General features: G+C 63.6%; 19 protein-coding genes. 13 read left to right on the forward strand and 6 right to left on the reverse strand.

What is annotated here, in order from left to right:
• The first annotated feature begins 179 nt into the window (after positions 1 to 179).
• From xsc to P0D68_RS02400, 3 genes are all read left to right on the forward strand, one after another.
• A complete protein-coding gene (gene xsc, locus P0D68_RS02390; protein WP_091806965.1) occupies positions 180 to 2,012 on the forward strand; it encodes a sulfoacetaldehyde acetyltransferase in 1,833 nt (610 codons plus the stop codon).
• Positions 2,013 to 2,153: 141 nt separating this feature from the next.
• A complete protein-coding gene (gene pta / locus P0D68_RS02395) occupies positions 2,154 to 3,191 on the forward strand; it encodes a phosphate acetyltransferase (RefSeq protein WP_408300124.1) in 1,038 nt (345 codons plus the stop codon).
• Entirely contained in the window at positions 3,188 to 3,949 is a 762-nt protein-coding gene (locus tag P0D68_RS02400; RefSeq protein ID WP_408300126.1) for a sulfite exporter TauE/SafE family protein, read from the forward strand. The genes pta and P0D68_RS02400 overlap by 4 nt, the downstream gene beginning before the upstream one ends.
• A 37-nt stretch (positions 3,950 to 3,986) precedes the next feature.
• Here the strand turns inward: P0D68_RS02400 and P0D68_RS02405 are convergent, their stop codons facing one another.
• From P0D68_RS02405 to P0D68_RS02425, 5 genes are all read right to left on the reverse strand, one after another.
• Positions 3,987 to 5,711 (reverse strand): cobaltochelatase CobT-related protein, encoded by a 1,725-nt coding sequence (locus tag P0D68_RS02405; protein ID WP_408300128.1) that lies wholly within the window; start codon positions 5,709 to 5,711, stop codon positions 3,987 to 3,989.
• Positions 5,708 to 6,697, reverse strand: a complete 990-nt coding sequence (locus P0D68_RS02410) for an AAA family ATPase (RefSeq protein WP_091806957.1) — start codon at positions 6,695 to 6,697, stop codon at positions 5,708 to 5,710. Before P0D68_RS02410 ends, P0D68_RS02405 begins: the two co-directional genes overlap by 4 nt.
• Positions 6,698 to 6,841: 144 nt before the next feature.
• A complete protein-coding gene (locus P0D68_RS02415; protein WP_091806954.1) occupies positions 6,842 to 8,272 on the reverse strand; it encodes an amino acid permease in 1,431 nt (476 codons plus the stop codon).
• A 239-nt stretch (positions 8,273 to 8,511) separates the two neighbouring features.
• Positions 8,512 to 9,927, reverse strand: a complete 1,416-nt coding sequence (locus tag P0D68_RS02420; RefSeq protein ID WP_408300131.1) for an NAD(P)/FAD-dependent oxidoreductase — start codon at positions 9,925 to 9,927, stop codon at positions 8,512 to 8,514.
• 13 nt (positions 9,928 to 9,940) lie between these two features.
• The gene (locus P0D68_RS02425; RefSeq protein ID WP_091806951.1) at positions 9,941 to 10,351 is read right to left on the reverse strand and encodes a nuclear transport factor 2 family protein; all 411 of its coding nucleotides are present in this window, start codon (positions 10,349 to 10,351) and stop codon (positions 9,941 to 9,943) included.
• Positions 10,352 to 10,706: 355 nt separating this feature from the next.
• On the opposite strand from P0D68_RS02425, the gene P0D68_RS02430 reads away from it, so the two are divergent.
• From P0D68_RS02430 to P0D68_RS02445, 4 genes are read left to right on the forward strand one after another with little or no spacing between them, the layout of a single operon-like run.
• On the forward strand, positions 10,707 to 10,916 hold the full coding sequence (locus P0D68_RS02430; RefSeq protein ID WP_091809144.1) for a DUF3311 domain-containing protein: 210 nt from the start codon (positions 10,707 to 10,709) through the stop codon (positions 10,914 to 10,916).
• Positions 10,917 to 10,928: 12 nt separating this feature from the next.
• Positions 10,929 to 12,314, forward strand: a complete 1,386-nt coding sequence (locus tag P0D68_RS02435) for a sodium:solute symporter family protein (RefSeq protein ID WP_091806949.1) — start codon at positions 10,929 to 10,931, stop codon at positions 12,312 to 12,314.
• Positions 12,315 to 12,346: 32 nt separating this feature from the next.
• Positions 12,347 to 14,008, forward strand: coding sequence for an amidohydrolase (locus P0D68_RS02440; protein WP_408300133.1), 1,662 nt, complete (start codon positions 12,347 to 12,349; stop codon positions 14,006 to 14,008).
• Positions 14,005 to 14,934 (forward strand): CobW family GTP-binding protein, encoded by a 930-nt coding sequence (locus P0D68_RS02445; protein ID WP_408300135.1) that lies wholly within the window; start codon positions 14,005 to 14,007, stop codon positions 14,932 to 14,934. Before P0D68_RS02440 ends, P0D68_RS02445 begins: the two co-directional genes overlap by 4 nt.
• Positions 14,935 to 14,964: 30 nt before the next feature.
• Here P0D68_RS02445 and P0D68_RS02450 read toward each other — a convergent pair whose 3' ends face one another.
• Entirely contained in the window at positions 14,965 to 15,786 is an 822-nt protein-coding gene (locus tag P0D68_RS02450) for a LysR substrate-binding domain-containing protein (protein ID WP_177205202.1), read from the reverse strand.
• A gap of 126 nt (positions 15,787 to 15,912) precedes the next feature.
• On the opposite strand from P0D68_RS02450, the gene P0D68_RS02455 reads away from it, so the two are divergent.
• From P0D68_RS02455 to P0D68_RS02480, 6 genes are all read left to right on the forward strand, one after another.
• On the forward strand, positions 15,913 to 16,764 hold the full coding sequence (locus P0D68_RS02455) for an alpha/beta fold hydrolase (protein WP_408300137.1): 852 nt from the start codon (positions 15,913 to 15,915) through the stop codon (positions 16,762 to 16,764).
• Between the two features lie 322 nt (positions 16,765 to 17,086).
• A complete protein-coding gene (locus P0D68_RS02460) occupies positions 17,087 to 18,070 on the forward strand; it encodes an AraC family transcriptional regulator (RefSeq protein WP_408300139.1) in 984 nt (327 codons plus the stop codon).
• Positions 18,071 to 18,149: 79 nt separating this feature from the next.
• Complete coding sequence (locus P0D68_RS02465; RefSeq protein ID WP_408300141.1) at positions 18,150 to 19,208, forward strand: ABC transporter substrate-binding protein; 1,059 nt, start codon at positions 18,150 to 18,152, stop codon at positions 19,206 to 19,208.
• Between the two features lie 68 nt (positions 19,209 to 19,276).
• Positions 19,277 to 20,080 carry an ATP-binding cassette domain-containing protein gene (locus tag P0D68_RS02470; RefSeq protein ID WP_408185529.1) on the forward strand — a complete coding sequence of 268 codons (804 nt, stop codon included), beginning with the start codon at positions 19,277 to 19,279 and terminating at the stop codon, positions 20,078 to 20,080.
• Between the two features lie 14 nt (positions 20,081 to 20,094).
• The gene (locus P0D68_RS02475; RefSeq protein ID WP_218157140.1) at positions 20,095 to 21,378 is read left to right on the forward strand and encodes a sugar ABC transporter permease; all 1,284 of its coding nucleotides are present in this window, start codon (positions 20,095 to 20,097) and stop codon (positions 21,376 to 21,378) included.
• Between the two features lie 25 nt (positions 21,379 to 21,403).
• Entirely contained in the window at positions 21,404 to 22,132 is a 729-nt protein-coding gene (locus tag P0D68_RS02480) for an SDR family oxidoreductase (RefSeq protein ID WP_408185527.1), read from the forward strand.
• Positions 22,133 to 22,198 lie beyond the last annotated feature (66 nt).

A 22,198-nucleotide genomic window follows, 5' to 3' on the forward strand; every position in this document is an offset into this window, starting at 1 on the left:
CCGGCGCGAGCCCAACCCGCCAAACAGCCGCCCCAAACCAAATGCCAACCGATTTTGATACAAAACGTTCCATTTATTTGAATTTAGGTTGACGCACCGAAGCGACTGACCTACATTTGAAACACCAATCATTTTTCGGTATTTTTTGTTCCATTTATTTCGAAGAATCGGAGACACCCATGAGCGAGCAGAATCCTTCCCAACGCGACGCTACCGCCGACAACCGTGTCAGCGGCCCGCAGGCCATGACGCCGTCGGAAGCGTTCGTCGAAACCCTGGCGGCCAACGGCGTGACCGATATGTTCGGCATCATGGGCTCGGCGTTCATGGACGCCATGGACATTTTTGCGCCCGCCGGCATCCGTCTGATTCCGGTGGTGCATGAGCAAGGCGCCGGCCATATGGCCGACGGCTACTCGCGCGTGTCGGGACGCCACGGCGTGGTGATCGGCCAGAACGGCCCCGGCATCAGCAACTGCGTCACAGCCATTGCGGCAGCCTACTGGGCGCACAGCCCGGTCGTGATCGTCACACCGGAAGCGGGCACCATGGGGATCGGTCTGGGCGGCTTCCAGGAAGCCAAGCAACTGCCCATGTTCCAGGAATTCACCAAGTATCAAGGCCATGTCACCCATCCGGCACGCATGGCGGAATTCACCGGCCGCTGTTTCGACCGCGCCATGGCGGAGATGGGACCGACCCAGCTCAATATCCCGCGCGATTACTTCTACGGCCAGGTCAAAGTGGAAATCCCCCAGCCGCAGCGTCTCGATCGCGGCGCGGGCGGTGAGCAACGCCTGAACGAAGCGGCAGAACTGCTCGCGCAAGCGAAGTTCCCGGTGATCATTTCAGGCGGCGGCGTGGTGATGGCCGACGCGATCGAAGAATGCAAGGCGCTCGCCGAGCGACTGAACGCGCCGGTCGTGAACAGCTACCTGCACAACGATTCGTTCCCGGCCAGCCATCCGCTGTGGTGCGGCCCGCTCGGCTATCAGGGCTCGAAGGCCGCCATGAAGCTGCTTTCGCGCGCCGACGTCGTGATCGCGCTCGGCTCGCGTCTCGGACCGTTCGGCACGCTGCCGCAGCACGGCCTGGACTACTGGCCGACCAACGCGAAGATCATCCAGATCGATGCCGATCACAAGATGCTCGGTCTCGTGAAGAAGATCTCGGTAGGCATTTGCGGCGACGCGAAGGCCGCCGCCGTCGCATTGACCGAGCGCCTTGCCGGACGCAAGATTGCCTGCGACGCCACGCGCGAAGAACGCGGCGCTCAGATCGCCGCAGAAAAAGCGGCATGGGAGAAAGAGCTCGACGATTGGACACATGAGCGCGACGCCTACAGCCTCGACATGATCGAAGAGCAGAAGCACGAACGCACGCCTGGCGGCGGCACCTATCTGCATCCGCGCCAGGTGCTGCGCGAGCTGGAAAAGGCCATGCCGGAAGACGTGATGGTGTCGACCGACATTGGCAACATCAACTCGGTGGCCAACAGCTATCTGCGCTTCAACAAGCCACGCAGCTTCTTCGCGGCGATGAGCTGGGGCAATTGCGGCTACGCGTTTCCGACCATCATCGGCGCCAAGGTCGCCGCGCCGCACCGCCCGGCCGTTTCATATGCGGGCGACGGCGCCTGGGGCATGAGCCTGATGGAAACCATGACCTGCGTGCGTCATAACATTCCGGTGACGGCAGTGGTGTTCCACAACCGCCAATGGGGCGCAGAGAAGAAGAACCAGGTGGACTTCTACAATCGCCGCTTCGTGGCGGGCGAACTCGATAACCAGAGCTTCGCGGCCATTGCCCGCGCGATGGGCGCCGAAGGCATCGTGGTGGATCGTCTCGAAGATGTCGGCCCCGCGCTCAAGCGAGCGATCGACGCGCAGATGAACAGCGGCAAGACCACCATCATCGAGATCATGTGCACCCGTGAACTGGGCGATCCGTTCCGCCGCGACGCGCTCTCCAAGCCTGTGCGCATGCTCGACAAGTACAAGGACTACGTTTAACGGTTCGGGCGCGCGCGGGCACCGTGCACAGGCAGACGGAGCCCGCAGTGCTCACAGGCCGGAAACAGGCGCGCCCTCGCGGGCGCTCTGTCTCCGGCTTCTTCGTTGCGCGTCTCGCTGTCTCTCCAAACGGCCATTTCCATGAAAGCCATCAACCGCATCATTGAACAAGCGCGTCGTTCACCCATGCGTATCGTGCTGAGCGAGGCCGAAGATGCGCGCGTGTTGCAGGCCGCACAGCGCGCGAGCCGCGAAGGCATTGCCCGCATTCTGCTCGTGGGCGACGCCACGCGCATTCGCGAGGCCGCAGCCCGCTTCGACGTCGATCTGTCGGCAATGGAGTTGGTGGACCCCGTAGCTTCCGCGCTCGCACCGTTATATGCCGAGGAACTGTTCGCTCTGCGCAGCAAAAAAGGCATGACGCTCGAACTGGCACGCAAAGAAATCCTCAACCCACTCTGCTTCGCGAACCTGATGGTGCGACTCGGCCACGCGGACGGCTCCGTGTCCGGCGCGGTCAACACCACCGCCGACGTGGTGCGCACCGCGATCCAGATCATCGGCATCGCGCCTTCCTTCAGGCTCGTATCGAGCTTCTTCCTGATGATGCTGTGCGAGCCGTTCCACACGCTCAAGGGCGGCCTGATTTTCTCGGACTGCGCACTCGTGGTGGAGCCCGATGCCGGCCAGCTCGCCGAGATCGCGATCGCCGCCGCAGACAGCGCGCAAAGCCTTCTGATGGACGAGCCGCGCGTGGCGATGCTGTCGTTTTCGACCAGCGGCAGCGCTCACCATGCGGCCGTCGACAAAGTGGTCAATGCGACCCACATCGTGCAGGAACGCCGCCCGCATCTCGCGATCGACGGCGATGTGCAACTCGACGCGGCCATCGTTTCCGAAATCGCGCTGCGCAAAGTCAAGCACTCGCAGGTGGAGGGCCACGCCAACGTGCTGGTGTTTCCAAGTCTGGAAGCGGGCAACATCGGCTACAAGCTGGCCGAGCGGATCGGCGGTGCGAAGGCGATCGGCCCGCTGCTGCAGGGCCTGCGCAAGCCAGCCAACGACCTGTCGCGCGGCTGCAGCGCGGACGACATCTACTACGTGACCGCCGTCACCGCGGTCCAGGCGCAAGCCGCGCTCACACATCCCGACGTCCTCCTCACACCGTCTCATTCATGATCGTTCAGAAGTTGCTGCCTCTCCTCGCGCTGATGGGCTTTGCGAGCTATTTTCAAACCATCACCGGCTTCGGCCTGAGCATGATCGTCATCGGCGCGGCCAGCGGCTTCGAACTGGCGCCGGTCACGAGTCTCGCCGCCCTGCTCAGCCTCGTGACACTCGCCAATAGCGCGACCGCCTTGCCCGGCAAATTCCATCACATCGACTGGCGCGCGGTGGGCGCCGCCACGCTGGGCGTCCTGCCCTCCGTGGTGGCGGGCGTGCTCGTGCTGAATCTGCTGAGCAACGCCGCCTCCAGCGTATTGCAACTGCTGCTGGGCGCCGTGGTGCTGTACGGCGGCCTGAGTGCGGCACTGCGTCCGGCGCCGCTCGCGTGCCGCTCGGCCGATAGGAGTTTCTTCGTCAGCGGACTGTTCGGCGGTCTGCTGAGCGGCATGTTCGGCGTATCCGGGCCACCGTTGATTTTTCAGTTCTATCGTCAGCCGCTCTCGCTCATGCAGATCCGCTACGCGCTGATTCTGATCTTCACGGTGACTTCGATCACCCGCACGTTGTTTAGCGCGTACGAGGGCCAACTCGACGCCGACCTCTGGACGCAGGCCGCCTTCGCGGTCCCGGTCGTCGCCCTCATGACGATGGTGGCGCGGCAGTACCCGCCGCCGCTATCGGGCGTGATGACGCGCCGCATCGCGTTCGCGATTCTGATGGTGATCGGCGCTTCGTTGATCCTGCATGCGCTGCAGCAGTTGGTGCGCTGACGCGCGAGCCAGACCGTTCCCGAGCTTCACAGTCCCGTTACCGCCGCGCGCCGATCCAGCCGACGAGTTCGGCGAACATCGACATGTCAGGCGGCGCGGACAGATCGACAGCAAGGCAACGGCGGTAATACGGACTCAGATCGAGTCCCACGCCAAGACCGAGCAATTCGACGTCGCGCGCGGCTTCATTGCGCGCCACTACCTGCTTCAGGTGATTGTCGAGGTAATAGGTATCGTTGACCTGTGCGGTCGCGGTATCCATCGGACTGCCGTCCGAGATCACGACGAGGATGCGCCGCGCCTCGGCGCGCGCACGCAGCCGCATGCAGGCCCAATCGACCGCTTCGCCGTCCACGCCCTCGCGGAACAGATCGGCCTTGAACAGCGCGGCGATGTCGGCGCGAGCGCGCCGCCAGCTTGTCGCGGCATCTTTGAAGACAAGGTGTGCGACCTCGTTGAGCCGCCCCGGATGATGCGGCCGGCCGCCGGCCAGCCAGTCGAGCCGCGCGCGGCCGCCATTCCATGCGCCGGTCGAAAATCCCAGCACCTCGCTGGCCACACCGGCCTGATCGAGCGCGCGCGTGAGCACATCCACCAGCATCGCCACCGGCTCGATATAGGTTCGCATGGACCCCGAACAATCGATGAGAAAGCTCACCACGCAATCGGCGAGCGGTTTGTGCCGTTCCAGCACGAACAAACGCCGCTCGGCCGGCGAGCAGACCAGTTGCGCGAGACGCCGGCCGTCGATACGCCCGTGCTCTTCACCGAACGACCAGCCATCGCGTTGCGGCACGGCGAGCGCGGCCTTCAGCGCATACGCGAGCCGCGGCACGTTGATGCGCTGCGCGGCGATCCGCTTGTCGAGCTGGTCGCGATACTCGGCGAGTAACTCGCGCCGAATCCGCGAGCCTGGCATCAATTCGCGGTCGTAGCGCGTGGTGTACGCGAGGTAGCGTTGCCCGGCGTCGCGCAGAACACGGCTGTCGCCGGTGGCCGCGAGACCCATGTCGACCTGCTCGCCTTCGTCGGTATCGAACCACAGCGCGAACATGGCGCGCACGGCTTCGTCGTCTTCCGGCGCCTGCTCGTTTTCTTCAAGGGACTGCGCGCGTGCTTCACACATCATCTGGCTGACGAGACGAGCTAGTTCGAGCGCATGAATCGCGAACGTGCCCTGCTCCGTCCGATACCGCCGCAGCGCCGCGAGCGGCACGCCCAGCGTCGGCGTGATCGCGGCGCGGGTGGCTTCGATCAGGCCTTCGGTCTCTTCCAGCACGGGCCAGCCCGACAAACGCGACCAGACGATCTGGGCGACCGTGTAAAGCAGAATGCCCAAGTGGCCGTCGGCCAGTCCGGTGCGATAAAAAGCCCTCGACCATGTTTCGAAGCGATGCCGCAGATTCTGCGCGAGCCCCGGCATGCCGGCAGGCGCGAGCGCTTCGCAACGCAGCTGCTCGAAGAGTTCGAACAGGAGGCGCTCAACGGGCTCGACGGGGCACAGGCTCGCGTGGAGAGCCGCATCGGAATGCGTCAAACGCAGCGCGGCGCCATCCGCTGCTCCACGCAAGGAAAGCAGATCATCAACCCGCGGGTCCGTGCGCAGATGCGGCGCATGAAGCGGCAGCGCACGCAAGCCACGATACAGACGGCCGGCCCGGTAGTGCAGCGCGGCGTCGCCGGTCAACGCGCGCACCGCCGCGGCACATAGGTTCTGACGCTGCTCCGCGCGGCGCGTGGCTTGCCGCTCGGCAGCGCTCATTGCGCCACCATCGAATGGGCCTCGCGCTCAGGCGCGCTTTCCAGCTCTCTGTCGAAGCAGCGCTGGAAATACTCGGCCACGATGGGCCGTTCCGCTTCGTCGCACTTGTTGACGAAGGTGAGGCGAAACGCCATGGCGGGATCGCGGAAAATCTGGCAGTTCTCCGCCCAGTCGATCACCGTGCGCGGCGACATCAGCGTGGACAGATCGCCGGCGGCAAAGCCCTTGCGCGTCAGTTCCGCGACACTGATCATCGACTCGATCAGTGCGCGGCCGGCAGCGTCGGCGAGTTCCGGCACACGTGCGAGCACGATGCCGGCCTCTTCGGCGCGCGGCAGATAGTTGAGCGTGGCCACGACGTTCCAGCGGTCCATCTGCGCGTGATTCAGCAACTGCGTACCGTGATACATGCCGTTCAGATTGCCTAGGCCGACGGTATTGGTCGTGGCGAACAGCCGGAAATACGGGTGCGGATGAATCACGCGATTCTGATCGAGCAGCGTGAATTTGCCGTCGCGCTCCAGAATGCGCTGGATCACGAACATGACGTCGGGACGGCCGGCGTCGTATTCGTCGAAGATCAGCGCCATGGGCCGTTGCAGTGCCCAGGGCACGATGCCTTCCTGGAACTCGGTTACCTGCAGGTCGTCGCGCACGATGATGGCGTCTTTGCCCACCAGATCGAGACGGCTGATATGCCCGTCCAGATTCACGCGTACGCACGGCCAGTTGAGCCGGGCAGCGACCTGTTCGATGTGGGTCGACTTACCCGTGCCATGCAGGCCCTGCACCATCACGCGGCGCTCGCGCATGAAGCCGGCGAGAATCGCCAGCGTCACTTCAGCATTGAAGCGGTACGCCTCGTCGACTTCGGGAACGTGGTCGTCACGGTCGCTAAACGCCGGCACCATCAAACCTGAATCGATGCCGAACAACGTTCGCACCGAGACCATCCGGTCCGGTTTGCCTGTCACGATATCGGTCACTACGGTCTCCTTCGCGCTATGTCTGGACGGCGGGCGGTGCGGCGCTCAGCAGCCGCACACGGCCTTGCCGGGTCATCATACGCACTTTCTTTTTTCGATACAAATCATCTCGTTTTTTATAGAGACGATTTTGGACCGTAAGTATCAGCGATGACGATGCCGGTATTCGACCGTCTCCGGCTCGCGAAAGAGTTCGTCGGTTTTGCGCACGCGCAGCAGATAAGCGAGCAGCAGCACGCCGAGACTCGCGACACCGAACCAGAGCGGCTGACGTTGCTCCGGAATAAAGGCCATCGCGACCAGAATGCCCACCATGCCGAGGATCGCGACCCACGTGAGGTACGGATAGCACCACATCCTCACTCGCAGCTTCTGCGGCGCATCCCGCTCGATGCGGGCACGCAGTTTCAGTTGCGAGATCGCAATCAGCACGTAGACGAAAATCGCCACCGTGCCGTACGAATTCACGAGAAACGCGAACACGGTATCCGGCGAGACGTACGACATGACGACCGACGCGTAGCCGAATACGGTACCGATCAGAATCGCGCGCACCGGCACGCCACGGCGATTGACCTTGGCGAGCGCGGCGGGCGCGTCGCCGTGGCGCGTCAGCGCGAAGATCATCCGCGACGCCGCGTAGAGACCGGAATTGAGCGCCGACAGTACCGCCGTGAGCACGATGGCGTTCATGACGCTGGCGGCGGCCGGGATACCCATCGCATCGAGCGCGCTGACATAGGGCGTCGCCATCTTCGGCGAGTTCCACGGCACGAGCGCAACGACGAGCAGAATCGAGCCCACATAAAAGACCAGCACGCGCGTAATCACCGAGTTGGTCGCTTTGGCGACTGCCTTCGCGGGCTCCTGCGCTTCGGCCGCCGCGATGGTGACGATTTCCGCGCCGAAGTAAAAACCCGTGGCGGCGACCGCGCCGCTCAGCACCGGTCCAATGCCTTTGGGCATCAGCCCACCGTGCGAGAGCAGCGTCGGCAGCACTTCGGTAACGTGCTTCGACGCGGGCCACAGCCCCAGCACGTACATGCCGCCGAGAAACAGAAACACCATGATCGCCGCGACCTTGATCGATGCGAACCAGAACTCGAATTCACCGTAACTGCCGACCGAGACGAGGTTGGTCGCCGTGAGCGTCACCAGCAACACAAGACTGATCGCCCATGCGGGCACGTCGGGCAACCAGAACTGCACAAGCTTCGCACCCGCAACCGCCTCGACCGCCACGACGATGACCCAGAAATACCAGTACATCCAGCCGGTCAGAAAACCGGCCAGGTTGCCGGAAGCACGCTTGCCGCCGAATGCCAGCCGCGCGTATTCGTAGAACGAGCCGACGGCCGGCATCGCGCAGGCCATTTCGCCGAGCATCCGCATGACCAGCACGACCAGCGCGCCGGTGATCAGAAACGACAACACCGCCGCGGGGCCGGCCTGCTGCACCACCACACCGCTGCCGACGAAGAGCCCTGCGCCGATCACGCCGCCTAGCGCGATCATCGTCATGTGGCGCTGCTTGAGGCCCGCCTTCAATTCCGTTGTATCTGTTGATTGCTGCATGTCACCTCCACGTTCCGTCATCCGATCGCGGGCGGAACGGCTCTGCAAGAGCAGCCGCCCGAGTCCCGGCGTCTTCAATCACGGATGGGGCGAGGACGCTTCGGCGTCTCGCCATATGATTTTTTATTAAGCACCGCACTGCACCGGCGCATGGTGCCAGTGTGCACCGTTTGCGCCGTGCGGGCGGCAAGTTTCGAGCCGAGCGCGGCATGAGCGACGGCTAGCCGCCGCTCGCCGTATCAGGGTTTCTCGTCGCGGCGGAAATACAGTTGATACAACATCCGCTGGCCGATCCGCCGGAACGGCGCGAACGGGTGCCCGGGCAATGGCGACGTGAAAATCGGCAGTGTCTGCTTCGCGCCCTTTCCCGCAATGCGTTCGGCGAGCCGGCGCCCGGCCTGCTGCGAATACGACACGCCGTTGCCGCCATAGCCGAGCGCGTAGTACACGGTCTGCATCGGATCCGGCTGATACACGCGCGGCATCATGTCGTGACTGACGTCCACCCAGCCCCACCACGAGTAGTCGATCGTGACGCCACGCAAGGCCGGAAACTTGCGGACCATGCCTTCCACCAGCAGATCGTAATGGCGCGAATTGGGCGCGTCGGCGCCGGTGATCGCGGAACGGCTGCCGATCTGCAAGCGGTTGTCCGGCAGGAAACGGTAATAGAAGCGCAACGTGCGCGTATCCGTGAGCACCTGGGTCGTGCGAAAGTTGCACGCGGCGATTTCCTGCTTCGTGAGCGGACGCGTGACCATCGAATTCGACAGGATCGGCATGATGCGGCTGCGCAGCGAAGCGTGCAGCGTCTGTGCCGTATACGCCCCGGTCGCAATACCGACCGCACGCGCGCGCACGGTGCCGCCGGGTGTGCGCAGATGATGCACGCCATTGATGGTTTCCCAGCCGAGCACGGGGCTCGCCGGATGCACCCTGGCGCCCGCTTCACGGGCAAGCCGCAGATAACCAAAGGCGAGCTTCAACGCATGAATGCCGATCCCTTCCGGCTCGTGAAGCGCCCCGGCCGCTTCCGCGTCGTTGACATACTCGCGCTGGAAGGTGTGCTTGTCGATCAGTTCGGACGGGTAGCCGAACACGTCCTTCCATACCTTGGCCTCGGCGGCGAGCTTTTGCATGATGCGCGGACGGTGCGCGATCAGAAAATGGCCACCGGGTTGCGGATCGCAATCGATCTCCGCGATCAGCGACTTGAAGTTATCGAACCCTTCCTGAATCTCGTCGTGCATTTTCAACGCGACATCTTTGCCCCAGCGCTCGATCCATTGGGAACGCGACAGACGGCCCGAGGCGTTCTGACCTTGCCCACCGTTGCGGCTGCTGCAACCCCAGCTCGTCTTGTTGGCTTCGAGCACGACCGCCTTGATGCCGTGCTCCCGTGCGAGACAGAGCGCGGTGGCGAGCCCGGTATAGCCGCCGCCGATAATCGCCACATCCACGTCGACGTCCGCCGTGATCGGGCCGTCGTCTTCGGGTGGCGTGCCCGCGGTCGCGACCCAGTAGGTCGGCGCGTATTGCTTGCCCCATCCCGGTCCGGGCGACACCAGCGGGTCGTACGCCGGATCGTAGCGCGTATCGTCTTCGCGGGCGGACGGCATGCCTTGCGCGACGCGTTCGATTTCACTGTGCTCCATGTGAAGCTCCCGATCAGCGTACGAGGTTCTGCTTCGGACGTTCCTTGCGAAACGCCCGCTTGACCGCGATGAGGCCGTCGCGGAACTCGAACAGGTCGCATCCTTCCGCCTCGATACGCCAGCCCTCCGCGTGCGTTCCCGTGAACACCCACTCGGACACGCCGCGTTCGCCGCTCACGTAGTGGCGGCCCTTGCCCCAATGTGCGTCGGGAAAGGTCTTGAACACCGCTTCGAACGCCGCACGTGTGGCGTCGCGGCCGACGAAACGCGTGCCGAAGACTTCCGGACCGCCTGCTGCATCGAACACGCAATCGTCGGTCATGAAGGTCATCAACGCGTTGGCGTCGTGACGATTGAACGCATCGGAAAACGCGGCCAGCGTGTCGGCCGTGACGTGCTGCAGTGGGGTCTGTGTTTGAGCCATTGCTCTCTCCTCCTGGATGACTTTCGATAAGGCATGAGACGCCGCCATCGGCTGGCGATCCGTGAGGAAATTGTAGGCAGGGGGGTGCCCGGCGGGTAGGTCCAGTGCGGTGCTTTCGCCTGGTGCAGCAGGCGCAAATGTGGCCCATGAAGCGGAACGCGACACGCGCGGCGCCCTCTTTGCGGCGCCCGCTGAATTGGACTCATCGACTCCCGTGAACTGGCTCTATTGTTCTGGTTTTTTGTTCGGCAACACTGCGGGTACTGGCCGTTACCTGTACCGATTGCCTATCCTTGCGCGACTGCCAGAGCTGATGGCCGCGCGTGTCCATGACTTCACGCTGCGAGGAGTTGAGGTGCTCAAACTGTTTATCGGACTCGGCATTCCCTATCTGGGCGTGATCGGCCTGCTGCCGTGGGTGGCTTCCGTCGACCGCTTCGTATTGGGCGTGCCGTTCATCTATGCGTGGATCTTCGCGTGGTTCATCCTCACCTCCGGCTGCCTGATGATCTGCTGGCGCGTGTTCGACAGCCGCCACGACGAGTCCCACCCGCAAAACCGCTAAAGGAGTGTCCGGATGGCCACCGCAGTCTTTCTCGGCTTCCTCGCTTTCTCGCTTTACCTCGCGATCCGTTCGAACAAGGGACGCGGTCCGCAGAGCGTGCATGATTTCTTCGTCGCATCGCGCCAGTTCGGTGCGTACCTCGTCTTCTTTCTCGCAGCCGGCGAGATCTACAGCATCGGCACGATGGTCGGCTTTCCGGGCGGCATCTATGCGAAAGGGCCGACATACGGCGTCTGGTTTCTCGGCTACATTCTGCTCGCCTATCCGGTGGGCTATTTCATCGGCCCGAAGATCTGGCAAGCCGGCAAGCGCTACAACGCGATCACGCTGCCCGATCTGTTCAAGGGACATTTCCAGAGCCGCTCGCTCGAACTGATCGTTGCAGGCTCCGCGATCGTGTTTCTCTTGCCATGGGGCCAACTGCAATTTACCGGGCTCGTTGCCGCGCTGAACGGTCTCGGCTGGAACTTCAAACCGCTCTATCTGATCCTGATTTCGGCATTGCTCGCGTTCACGTATATCGCGATCGCGGGCGTGCGGGCATCGGCTTATATCGCCGTGCTCAAGGATATCCTGATGGTCGTGGCGATCGTCGTGACCGGCGTCGCCGTATCGATGGAAGTCGGGGTGACCGATGTCTTTCATGCAGCCAGCCAGCATGTGAGCAACCGGATGAACTCGCACCAGTTGACCTTCTCGATGAGCACCATGTTGTTCCAGTCGCTCGGCTTCTACGTCATGCCGTTCGCGGTACAGAATTTTTTCACCGCGAAGAGCGCCAACACGATCCGCCGCACTCAGGTCGCCATGCCGCTTTACATGCTGATGTATCCGTTTCTCGTGGTCGCGTCGTACTATGCGATCAGTCAGAACCTGCATCTCGCCTCGCCGAATGAAGCGTTCTTCGCGGCCGCGATCCGGCTGTTGCCGGGTTGGCTGCTCGGCCTCGTCGCCGCCGGCGCGTCGCTGTCCGGGCTGCTCGTGCTGGCCGGCATCTGTCTCGCGATCGGCCCGATCGTGACTCGCAATCTCCTGCCGGGCATGCCGGAGGCCCGCCAGAAAACGAGCGCGAAGGTGGTGATCGTGCTGTACCTGCTGGTATCGATCGTGATGACGCTGCTCACGCCGAATCTGATGCTCACGCTGATCAACACCACCTATTACGGCGTGACGCAATTTTTCCCCGGCGTGATGGTCGTTCTGTTCGGACTGCGCGTGCGGCCGGCTGCCATTGCATCGGGCATGTTGACCGGGCAAGTGCTGGCGATCATTCTTTACGTGCTGCAAATCGACCTTGGCGGCTTCAATCTGGGGCTGGTATGCCTCGGCGTGAACCTGCTGGTCGTCACTGCGGTGAACCTCACCGCGAAACCGAGCCGCGCGCACGCGCTGGGTTGAAACTGAGCTGAACGAACTTCGATCATAGCCCTATGACTCAACGAGAAGAGAAGCGCCCGACGACCCAGGTGTTCGTCGCGAAGAAAATCGTGACGATGAATCCCATGCAGCCCTACGCGACACACGTCGCGATTCGCGACGGCAGGATCCTCTCGGTTGGCGATGCAGAGGATGTGCAGCAATGGGGCGACGCCGAAATCATCGACACCTTCAACGACAAAGTGTTGATGCCTGGTTTTGTCGAAGGCCATTGCCATCTGATGGAAGGCGCGATGTGGGACGCCGTTTATGTCGGCTACTACGACCGGCGCGGCCCCGATGGCCGGCGCTGGCCGGGCCTGAAGACGCTGGACGCCGTGATCGAACGCCTGCGCGCGGCCCAGGCGGAGATGCCGTCCCCAGACGCTGCACTGCTCGCCTGGGGCTTCGATCCCATCTTCTTCGGCACCGCTCGCCTGACCGTGCGGGAACTGGACACGGTGTCCGCCGAGCGGCCCATCGTGATCCTGCATGCGAGCGTTCACTTGATGAACGTCAATTCGGCCATGCTGTCTCGCGCGGGCATCGACGAGGAAACGGATATCGACGGCATCGACAAGGACGACAGCGGCCAGCCGACCGGCGAGTTGCAGGAGTTCGCGGCAATGTTTCCGGTCTACCGCGTAATCGGCTCGGGCCTCTCGATCGCCGCGAGCGAAAGCGCGAACGCCATCTGGAATTTCGGCCGGGTCGCCCAACTCGCGGGCGTGACGACCGCCACCGATCTGGTCAATGACTTCTCCGAACTGGGCAATCGCAACCTGCGCGAAGTCACCGCGAATGCGGATTTTCCGGTGCGCATCGTGCCTGCGTTCGCACCGCAACGCAGTCCTGAAGGCGGCGCTCAACAGGTGCTCGCCGCCATGCGGACCGCCACGCCAAAGCTGCACTTCGGCCCCGTCAAGTTTATCGTCGACGGTTCGATTCAAGGATTCACCGCGCGCCTGAAATGGCCCGGCTATCTGAACGGCAAGCCCAATGGCTTATGGCTGATTCCGCCAAGCCAGTTCGTCGAGGTGTTCACGCCATTTCACGAAGCGGGCCTGCAACTTCACGTTCACACCAACGGCAACGAAGCGACCCAACTCGTGCTCGACGCGTTCGAGCAGCTTCTCGCACGCCATCCGCGCCGCGATCACCGGCATACGCTGCAGCACTGCCAGATGGCCGACGCGAGTCAACTGGCGCGAGCCAAAAGCCTCGGCCTGTGCATCAATTTTTTCTCGAACCACATTTACTACTGGGGCGATGCGCACTATACGCAAACCATGGGTGCGGACCGCGCGAATCGCATGAACGCGGCAGAGTCCGCGCGCCGCCTGGGCATTCCGTTCGCGTTTCATTCCGATGCGCCTATTACGCCGCTGAATCCACTGTTCACCGCGTGGTGCGCGTCGCAGCGCGAGACGTCGTCGGGCCGCGTGCTCGGTGCGAACGAACGCGTGCCGATTGCCGACGCGTTGCGCGCAATCACGCTCGGCGCCGCCTACACGCTGAAAATGGATCATCTGGTGGGCAGTATCGAAGTCGGCAAATTCGCGGATTTCGCGGTGCTCGCGGAAGATCCTGCCGAGGTCGCGCCGCAGCGTCTCAAGGAACTGGAAGTGTGGGGCACGGTGCTCGGCGGCCGTATCTTCCAGGCGCCGGCTGGATGAGCGCGATTCCACTTGTCGTTATCGGCGGTTATCTCGGCGCCGGCAAGACGACACTGCTCAACCGTGTTCTGAGCAACGCCGGATCGCGGCGCATCACCGTGCTCGTCAATGACTTCGGCTCGATCAATATCGATGCTTCGCTGATTCGCCAGCGCACCGGCGACGTGATCAATCTGGAGAACGGCTGCGTCTGCTGTTCGATCGGCGGCCGGCTGGTCGAGGCGCTGCTCGCCGTGAGTGCGCGCCCCGATACGCCGGATCTGCTGATCATCGAGGCGAGCGGCGTGTCCGACCCGCTCCGCATCGCACAGATCGGCTTGCTCGATCGCGCGTTTCGTCTGGACGGCATCGTCGTGCTGGTGGACGCGGAGCGCATCGAAGCAACGCTGGCCGATCCTTATGTCGGCGACATTGCGCAGCGGCAGATCGAGGGCGCCACGGCCATCGTTTTGAACAAGATGGATCTGCTCGACGGGCCTTCGCGCCAGGCGGTCGCGGAGCGCGTCGAAGCGCTCTCGCGCAGCCGCGTCATGGTGCAGGCGACGCACGCCGCCGTGCCGCCCGGTCTGATCTTCGACCAGCATATGACGCCTGCGCGTGACACCCCCGCGCTATCGCTGCACGCCTCTCCCATGCCGCGAGACTTGTGCAGCTTTTCGTTCGCCACCCAGGCGCTGCTTAACCGGAAGAAGCTCAAGGAAGCGCTGCAAGGTTTTTCGGCGAAGCTGTTGCGCGCGAAGGGGTTCGTCCGTCTGGAGAGTGACGGCGCGTTGCATGAGTTGCATGTGGTCGGCAATCGCGTGATGATCAGCGCGTCCTCTGCCCGGACCAGCGAGGAGTCGCAGATCGTGCTGATCGGCATGTTCGATCCGAAAGACCAGGCGGAGGCGACTGCCGCTCTCAAGGGCGCGGAAATCGCCACGTGATCCCGGAAGCGCAGCAGACCGCCGCTGAATCTACCGCCTCAACTCCGAAACGATCTTCTCCGCCAGAAAATCACACGGCGGTCGCTTCGAAGCGGTGCTGCGCGCCAACACCATTTCGAGCGCCTGAATCTCGGGCAAGCCGTGCGCACGCCCGAGCAACGTGAAATGCGCCGGGACCGCGCATCGCGCGAGGGGGACAATCGCAAGTCCTGCTTCGGCCATCGACAGCAGGCCAAGCAGACTCGGGCTTTCATACGAGGTCCGATAGGGAATCTTCGCGCGTTCAAGGCTGCGAATGGCATTTTCCCGCGCCACACTGCCCGGCAGAAACACGGCGATCGGCAGCGGCCGTTCGCGCCAGATTTCATCGGCGCTCGGCGCCGCTGCCCACTCCATCGGCTCGAGCCGGATGAACTCGCCGGACAGGCCCTTCACTCGCGTTGCGCACACCAGATCGACCGAGCCGTCTTTCACCATCGGCGCCAATGCGACACTCGGCAAACCGACCACCTGAATCTCCACCTTCGGATAGCTTGCGGAGAATTTCTTCAGGATCGGCGGCAGCAGCGACGACGCGTAGTCGTCCGGCACGCCGATGCTCACTCGCCCGGTCACGTCAGGCCGCACCACCGCGGCCCACGCCTCCTCGCGCAAGGCGAGCATGCGGCGGGCGTAGGTCAGCAGCACTTCGCCGTCCTGCGTCGGAACCACATTTCTCGGCTTGCGTACGAACAGCGGCTTGCCAAGCGCGCTCTCGAGCGTCTTGATCTGCATGCTCACCGCAGACTGCGAGCGATGCACGACTTCCGCCGCCCGGCTGATATTGCCGGTGTCGGCGACAGCCACGATCATGGTCATCACGTCCAGGTCGAGCGCTTTCAATGGGCTTGGTATCAGAAAAGTGAATAGATTCGATCAATTTTACGCGATTTTCTAAGACAGTGACATCGGGCATAGTGACCGCAAAGGAGCCAGTCAATGAACGCCCGTACCGATTTCTCAGTGCTTGCCGTACCGGAATTGTCGTTTGCGACCATCGCATCCGGCATCTGCGTGCCGTATGTCGAGTGCGGAGAGGGCGAGCCGCTGGTCTTCGTGCACGGCTCGCTCTGCGACTATCGTTATTGGAGCGCGCAGACCGCGGCGCTGTCGCAGCATTTCCGCTGCATCTCGGTGAGCCTGAGCCACTACTGGCCCGCGAACGAGGCTTGCATTCAGGGCGAGTTCGGCTGGCAAACGCACGTCGCCGAACTGGCCGAGTTCATCGAGGCGATCGGCCTTGCGCCCGTCCATCTGGTCGGCCATTCGCGGGGCGGCTGCGTGGCGTTCCATGTCGCGCGCGACTATCCACGGCTGGTGAAATCGCTGACGCTCGCGGACCCGGGCGGCCCGCTGCAGATCGACGGCATGGCGGAGGCGTCGCTGCCGCCCGCGACCAACGTGCTGCGTGCGCGCGTCGCCGACCTGATCGAGAGCCGCGAAATCGACGCGGGACTGGAGCTTTTCGTCGACTCGGTGAGCGCACCCGGATCATGGCGCAAGAGTCCGGCGTCCTTCCGCACCATGGCGATCGACAATGCGGACACGCTCCCCAAGCAGTTCCGCGATCCCCTGCCCGCCTATTCCCATGAGGCGGCGCGCGACGTGAAATGCCGGACCTTGCTGATCGACGGGCAGCGCAGCCCCCGCATGTTCCGTAACAACGTCGAGAAGCTCGCTGAATGGATCGGCTATGCGGAGCGGCAAACCATTGCCGGTGCGTCGCACGGCATGAATGTCTCGAATGCCGGCGCGTTCAACCGGCTCCTGCAGGCGTTCGTCAGCTTCTGATTCCATTGCGGATGTTCGCCGACGCGCTCCCCTCGCGTCGGAGCGCGGCTCGCCGCGCACCTCCTCAGCCGATCGCATTTGCCGATCGCATTTGCCGACGCATTTGCCGATAAAGAGCCGCTCTCTGCGGCCAGCGAACCCGCGCCGTTCTTCCACGCGGCTGCGCTGTACGGACTTACCCGAATGCAATTAAGTATCAGTTTGCGGCCCGATTTTCAGTGGCGGCATCCTCTCAACAGGATTAACTTCCTCTCATAGCCAGGTGCAATGCGTTGTGCGCGAACCGCGCCCAAAAGAATAGGCCGGCTCAGGAGGAAGACAGATGCACACCACTCTGGGCGCCGCCGCGCATGCGGACGCCCGTTGCGCCAAAATCGTCCCGCCGGATCTCGAACTGGTCGCCGTACCGCGCGATGAGTCGTTCAAGGTCTGGTCGCATGGTTATCCCTATCGCACGGTGCGCTGGCACTTCCATCCTGAATACGAAATTCAGCTGATCACATCGACCACGGGCAAATACTTCGTCGGCGATTACATCGGCAATTTCGCGCCGGGCAATCTCGTGATGGTGGGCTCGAACCTGCCGCACAACTGGGTCAGCAATGTGCCGCGCGGCGATCGGGTGGATGAGCGCTGTCTTATCGTGCAGTTCGATGGCGCGTTCATCGCGCGCGCCGTTCAGGCTCTGCCCGAACTCAGGCGCGTGGAGCCATTGCTCGATGCTTCTCGCTGGGGTGTGCTGTTCTCAGCGGAATCGGGCGCCGCCGCCGAGCCGATCATGCGCGAAATGTTGAGCGCGCAAGGCATGCGGCGCATCACGCTGTTTCTCGCGTTGTTCGACCTGCTCGTGCACAGCGTCGAGCCCGCGAAGCTGGCAAGCGCCGCTTATCGCGCCGACCCGGCACGTTATGCCGAAACGCACATCAATCACGTGCTCTCGTATATCGGCAAGAACCTGTCACAAACTTTACGGGAAGCGGAATTGGCCGACCTCTCAGGACAAAGCGTCAGCGCCTTCTCGCGATCTTTCCGCCGGCACACCGGCGTGCCTTTCGTCCAGTACGTGAACCGGCTGCGCATCAATCTCGCGTGCCAGTTGCTGATGTCAGGCGAGCTGACTATCACCGATATCTGCTACCAGGTCGGATTCAACAACCTCTCGAATTTCAACCGTCAGTTCCTGTTGCTCAAGAACATGTCGCCCTCGCGATGGCGGGCTTATCAGCAACTGAATGCGGCCAGCGCGACCGAATCGTCCGACATCGCGCATGACCGGCGCCTCGCCGGACACGCCCCGCACAACTGACGAACTTCACAAGAAGGCTCACCCAGGCCCAAACACGGCAGCAGCTTCGCCGGAATTTTTCTAAAAACGGAGACATGCGATGACCAGACTTTCGAACCAACTCATCGGCGCCAGCGCCCTGAGCCTGAGCTTGCTGGGCAGCACCGCTGCTTTGGCTGCGCCAAGTGGCACGGTCGCGTTCCTGATGCCCGACCAGGCCTCGACGCGCTACGAGCAACATGACTTCCCCGGTTTCAGGACCGAAATGAGCAAGCTCTGCCCCGACTGCAAGGTGCTCTATCAGAACGCCAACGCCGACGTCGCGACGCAGCAGCAGCAGTTCAACTCGGTGATCGCACAAGGCGCGAAGGTGATCGTGCTCGACCCGGTGGACTCGACGGCCGCGGCGTCGCTCGTCCATATGGCGCAGGGCCAGGGCATCAAGGTCATCGCCTATGACCGGCCTGTGCCCTCGACGCCGGCCAACTACTACGTGTCGTTCGACAACGAAGGCATCGGCAAGGCCATTGCGCAGTCGCTCGTCCAGCACCTGAAAGACTCGGGCGTGCCGACCACCAAGGGCGGCGTGCTCGAAGTGAACGGTTCGCCGACCGACGCCGCGGCCGGGCTGATCAAGAAGGGCATCCACACCGGTTTGCAGGGCAGCGGCTACAAGACGCTGGCCGAGTACGACACGCCGGACTGGGCTCCGCCGAAGGCCCAGCAGTGGGTCAGCGGACAGATCACCCGCTTCGGCTCGCAGATCGTCGGCGTAGTGGCCGCCAACGACGGCACGGGCGGCGGGGCCGTCGCGGCGTTCAAGGCAGCCGGCGTCAATCCGGTGCCGCCGGTGACCGGCAACGACGCGACGCTCGCGGGGTTGCAGTTGATCATCGCGGGCGACGAATACAACACGATCCTCAAGCCGAGCGAGATCGTCGCAGCGGCGGCGGCGAAGGTGGCGGTCGGTTTCCTGTCCGGCCAGACGCCGAAGGGTGAAACCACGTTGTTCAACACGCCGTCGCAGCTCTTCAAGCCGGCGGTCATCACGGCGAAGAACCTCAAGGCGGAGGTCGTCGACAAGGGCTTCGCGAGCGGCAAGGATCTGTGCACCGACCGCTATGCCGAAGGCTGCAAGAAGCTCGGCATCACGTACTGAGCCGGCGCAAGCCCCGGACGGACCCGGCGCGTGCCGGGTCAGTCAATTCTCCATGAGGTATCCGTCCCATGACTGATCAGGCCACAACACGATCCCGGCGCGGCGAACTGGTGCTGAGCCTGCGCGGCGTCTCGAAGCACTTCGGCGCGGTCTCGGCCCTGACGGACATCGAGCTCGACGTGCATGCCGGCGAAGTAGTCGCCCTGGTGGGCGACAACGGCGCCGGCAAATCAACCCTGGTGAAGGTGCTCGCCGGGGTCCATCAACCCAGCACCGGCACCATCACCTTCGGCGGCAAGGAAGTCACGCTGCCCGATCCGGGCGCGGCGCTCGATCTGGGCATCGCCACGGTGTTCCAGGACCTCGCCTTGTGCGAAAACCTGGATGTCGTCGCGAACATCTATCTCGGGCGCGAACTGAATCCGCTGCGCCTCGACGAAGTGGCCATGGAGGTGAAAGCCTGGACGCTTCTGAACGAACTGTCGGCGCGCATTCCCAGCGTGCGCGACGTGGTCGCCTCGCTCTCGGGCGGGCAGCGCCAGACCGTGGCGATCGCGCGCTCGCTGCTGCTGGACCCGAAGCTGATCATGCTCGACGAACCCACGGCGGCGCTGGGCGTGGCCCAAACCGCCGAGGTGCTGAACCTGATCGAGCGGGTGCGCGACCGCGGCCACGCCGTCATCATGATCAGCCACAACATGGAGGACGTCCGCGCCGTCGCGGACCGCATCGTGGTGCTGCGGCTCGGCCGCAACAACGGTGTCTTCTATCCCGACTCGTCGAATCAGGAACTGGTCGCCGCGATCACCGGCGCGACCGAAAACGCCGTGTCGCGCCGCGCCGGCCGGCGCCAGTCCGAGCAGGGTGCCTGAACCAAGGAACCATCATGAGCAATCAAATGCAAGGCGCCCCGCAGCGTGAGCCGCAAGGCGAGCCGCAACCGTCCACGCTGCTCGACCGCAGCGATATCCGCGTGAAGCACGCCACCGGCATCGGCGGCACCGTTTCCGAGTTCGTCGAACGGGTGCGCTCGGGCGATCTCGGTTCGTTGCCGGTCGTGGCGGGCCTGATCATCATCTGGACCGTGTTCACCAGCCTGAACCCGGTGTTCCTCTCGGCCGACAACCTGGTCAATCTGCTGTTCGACTGCTCGACGGTGGGCGTGATCTCGCTCGGCATCGTCTGTGTGCTGATGGTGGGACAGATCGACCTCTCGGTCGGCTCGATGAGCGGCTTCGCTTCGGCGCTCGTCGGCATGCTCTGGGTCAATCACGGCTGGCCGGTGCTGCTGGCTATCGTCGCCGCCATCGCCGTCGGCGCGCTGATCGGCGCGTTGTACGCGCTGCTGCTCAACCGGCTCGGCATGCCGAGCTTCGTGGCGACGCTGGCCGGACTGCTCGCGATCCTCGGCATGCAGTTGTACGTGCTCGGCGCGACCGGTTCGATCAACCTGCCTTACGGTTCGGCGATAGTGAATCTCGGGCAGCTCATCATCATCCCGGCCGTGATTTCGTATCTCCTCGCACTGGCGCCGGGTGCGGTGATGCTGGCGCTCGGGTTGCGCACGCGCGAGCGCCGCCGCGCGTCCCAGCTCTCCGCGCCCTCGGTGGGCAGCCTGCTCGCACGCGCCCTCGCCATTACGGTCCTGCTGGAGGCCGTGGTGGCCTATCTCAACCAGGGGCGAGGCGTCCCGCTGATGTTCGGCGTGTTCCTCGGACTCTCGGTCGCGATGGACTATGCGCTCAAGAGAACCCGCTGGGGTCGCTCGATGCACGCGGTCGGCGGCAATCACGAGGCCGCGCGGCGGGCCGGCATCAAGGTCGGCGCCATCTACACGAGTGCCTTCGTGCTGTGCGCGAGCCTTGCCGCGCTCGGCGGCGTGCTGACCGCGGCGCGGCTCGCCTCGGCCAGTCAACAGGCCGGCAGCGGCGACGTGAACCTGAACGCGATCGCCGCGGCGGTGATCGGCGGCACGAGTCTGTTCGGCGGCCGTGGCAGCGCGTATTCAGCGGTGCTGGGCATCATCGTGATCCAGTCGATCGCCAGCGGCCTGACGCTACTGAACCTGTCGTCCTCGTTGCGCTTCATGATCACCGGCGCGGTGCTGGCGATCGCGGTGATCGTCGACTCGCTTGCCCGGCAGTCCCGCGTCTCGCATGGCCGCGCGTAATTCCAGCAATCCAGGAGAACAGCGAATGACTGAATCCATCAAGGGAAAGGTTGCCGCCATCACGGGCGCGGCATCGGGCATCGGCCTCGAGTGCGCGCGCGTACTGATCGCGCAAGGCGCGAAGGTAGTACTGATCGACCGTGCCAGGGAGAGACTCGAACAACTTTGCGCGGAACTGGGGCCGAACGCGCTGCCACTGGTGGTGGATCTGCTGCAGCCATCGGAAGTGGATGCGCTGCTGCCATCAATCCTCGCACTCGCGGGCGGCCTCGATATCTTCCATGCGAATGCCGGCGCGTACGTCGGCGGCGATGTGGTGGACGGCAATCCGGACGAATGGGACCGCGTGCTGAACCTGAACATCAATGCCGCGTTCCGCTCGGTCCACGCCGTGCTGCCGCACATGGTCGCGCAGAAGTCGGGCGACATTATCTTCACCAGTTCGATCGCCGGAATCGTGCCGGTGGTTTGGGAACCGATCTACACGGCATCCAAATTCGCGGTGCAGGCCTTCGTTCACACGACACGCCGCCAGCTCGCCAAGCATGGGGTGCGGGTCGGCGCGGTGGCGCCCGGCCCGGTCGTGACGGCCCTGCTCGACGACTGGCCGAAAGCGAAGATGGATGAAGCGCTTGCCTCGGGCAGCCTGATGCAGCCCAAAGAGGTCGCCGATGCCGTACTCTTCATGCTGACGCGGCCGGGCAACGTGACCATTCGTGATCTCGTGATCCTGCCGAACAACGTCGATCTGTGAAACGCTCGACCCGGGCGGGCCCACTGTGGGCCGCCCGCCGTCCTTCAGAAACGCTACCCCTAACCC

This window comes from Paraburkholderia sp. RL17-380-BIE-A, from assembly GCF_046028085.1.
Taxonomy (GTDB): domain Bacteria; phylum Pseudomonadota; class Gammaproteobacteria; order Burkholderiales; family Burkholderiaceae; genus Paraburkholderia.